The organism is Arthrobacter sp. P1_A5 (genome assembly GCF_056406825.1).
Map to the genome: position 1 here is coordinate 1 of NZ_JBFTZL010000310.1, position 2,351 is coordinate 2,351.

At 69.9% G+C, this 2,351-nt stretch carries 3 protein-coding genes and 1 pseudogene; 1 reads left to right on the forward strand and 3 read right to left on the reverse strand.

Going from position 1 to position 2,351, the window contains the following annotated elements; genetic code table 11:
• The 3 genes from AC1D1S_RS20710 to AC1D1S_RS20720 form a co-directional block, all read right to left on the reverse strand.
• Window positions 1-210: proton-translocating transhydrogenase family protein (locus AC1D1S_RS20710; RefSeq protein WP_476995399.1), on the reverse strand; the 210-nt coding region annotated here is incomplete at its 3' end.
• The gene (locus AC1D1S_RS20715; protein WP_476995400.1) at window positions 210-1,352 is read right to left on the reverse strand and encodes a Re/Si-specific NAD(P)(+) transhydrogenase subunit alpha; all 1,143 of its coding nucleotides are present in this window, start codon (window positions 1,350-1,352) and stop codon (window positions 210-212) included. The genes AC1D1S_RS20710 and AC1D1S_RS20715, both read right to left, overlap by 1 nt.
• 88 nt (window positions 1,353-1,440) lie before the next feature.
• Complete coding sequence (locus AC1D1S_RS20720; RefSeq protein ID WP_476995401.1) at window positions 1,441-1,905, reverse strand: (deoxy)nucleoside triphosphate pyrophosphohydrolase; 465 nt, start codon at window positions 1,903-1,905, stop codon at window positions 1,441-1,443.
• A gap of 193 nt (window positions 1,906-2,098) precedes the next feature.
• On the opposite strand from AC1D1S_RS20720, the pseudogene AC1D1S_RS20725 reads away from it, so the two are divergent.
• Window positions 2,099-2,351: pseudogene (locus tag AC1D1S_RS20725) on the forward strand (MFS transporter); the annotation flags it as partial.

Here is a 2,351-nt window from a genome sequence, read left to right on the forward strand (position 1 = left end):
GGCCAGGACGACGGCCAGGAGCGCGATGCCGAGGACCCACGGGTCACTGGCCTGTCCGGCCACGATGATGGCGCCGACCAGGATGATGCCGTGGATRGCGTTGGCGCCGGACATGAGCGGCGTGTGCAGTTTGCTGGTGACCTTGGAGACGACTTCGAAGCCAACGAACACCGCGAGAACCACCACGGTCAGCAACACGACGGGGCCCATCACGCCTCCCTTTCCAATGCTTCCGCGGTGGGGGCGTGCCGCACCGTGCCGCCGTGGGTCAGGCACGTTCCGGCGACCACGTCGTCGTCGAAGTCCGGGGCCACCGAGCCGCAGTCGGTCATGAGCACGAGGAAGTTGCTGACGTTCCGGGCGAAAAGCCGGGACGCGTCCGAGGGCATGGCGGATGCCGCGTCCTGCAAACCCACGAGCGTGACCGATCCGCCGTCGACCGGCACCTGCACGTCCTGGCCGGCGATCACGCCTTCGACGTTGCCTCCGGACTCCGCGGCGAGGTCGACGACGACAGACCCCGCCCGCATGCCGGCCACCATGGCGGTGGTCACCAGCAAGGGAGCGGCCCGGCCGGGGATGGCGGCCGTCGTGATCAGGACGTCCGCCGCCGCGACATGCGGGGCCAGGAGGCTGCGCTGGCGTTGCGCCCGGTCCTCGCCGAGGGCACGGGCGTAGCCTCCGGCTCCGTCTGCCGCCGCATCGATGTCCAGGTTGATGAAGGTGCCACCCATCGAGGCGACTTCCTCGGCGGAGTCGGCCCGGATGTCGTTGGCCGAGACCCGGGCGCCGAGCCGCTTCGCCGTGCCTATTGCCTGCAGCCCGGCGACGCCGGCGCCAAGGACCAGCACCCTCGCCGGCGGGATGGTACCGGCGGCGGTCATGTAGAGCGGGAAGAACCGCGGGTAGCGGACGGCGGCTTCCAGCACGGCGCGGTAGCCCGTGACCAGGGACTGGGAGCTGAGCGCATCCATGGACTGCGCCCGGGAGATCCGCGGAAGCAGCTCCAGGGCGAAAGAGGTGATCCCGGCCGCGGCGAGTGCCCGGACGGTTGGCAGTTCCGAGGACGGCGAAGCCAGCCCGATGGTGACGGTGCCGGGCCGCAGCCGGGCCGCGGCCTCCGGGGTGAGCGGGCGGACATGCAACAGGACGTCCAGGGCCTCGAACGGGAGCTCGAAGATCACCGTCGCGCCGGCCTCCTTGAAAGCGGCGTCGGCGAAGCCTGCTTCGGTGCCGGCACCGCTCTCGACCAGGAGATGGAGCCCGAGCGCTGTCAGCTGCCGGGCCGTCTCCGGTGTGGCCGCGACGCGACGTTCTCCGGCTCGCTGCTCTCGTCCGACACCGACCTGCACGGGCCACTCCTCTCGGTTGGGATCAGAGTAGGCACATGCCTGACGGTTTGGCGAGAGGCGGGCTCCCGAAGCGCGGCGGCGAGTCCGGTCAGCGGCCCAGGCCCGCTTCCACTCCGCGTGGCCCGGTGGCCTGCACAGCCGCCAGGAGGGCCTCGACGATGGGGAGGTCCGCCGGGATCCACGGCAGGTCCAGGACCCCTGCCGGATTGCGGAGGTCGAGCCAGCGCAATTCGTCATGGTCCTCCAGCGGCCGGGGTTCTCCCTGCGCGAGCTCCGCGAACCAGACCCTCATCGCCGCCTTCGCGTTGAGCGGCCAGCCCGCGGCGGTTTCCGCGGGCAGTTCCGCCCCGAGCCGCACCAGCACGCCCAGTTCTTCCTGGAGCTCGCGGTGCAAGGCGTCCTCGGCGGCCTCTCCTGCTTCGACTTTTCCGCCCGGGAACTCCCACATTCCGGCAAACTGCGGCGGCGCCGTGCGCCGGGCCACAAGGAGCATGCCCGGGTCGGCCAGGGAGTCCACTACTGCGCCGCCAACGACGCCTATGAGTCCAGTCACGCCCTCAAGTCTAAGGCGGGCGCAGGGTCCGGCGCCCGGGGCCGGGGGCCGGGGCCGGCTCAGGTAGGGGACAATGGTGGAGGCGGCCGCCACGACACCTTCCGGAATATTCGGCGTCCCTCCCGGTTCTTAAAAGCATATTTATCTGTCCGATCCATCCGGTCTCTCCCGGAAAATCTCTCCGAAAAGACGAATGACAACCACCACACACGCCCCGGCGCCGACCAAGACCGGCACCCGTCACGTTGCCCTGGCAATCATTGCCCTCGCGATGGGCGGCTTTGGCATCGGCACCACGGAATTCACCATGATGGGCCTGCTCAAGGAGATCGAACAGGGCCTGAACATCAGCACGCCCGAGGCAGGGCACCTGATTTCGGCCTACGCCCTCGGCGTCGTGATCGGCGCGCCGGTGCTGGCCGCGGTGGGAGCCAAACTCCCGCGGA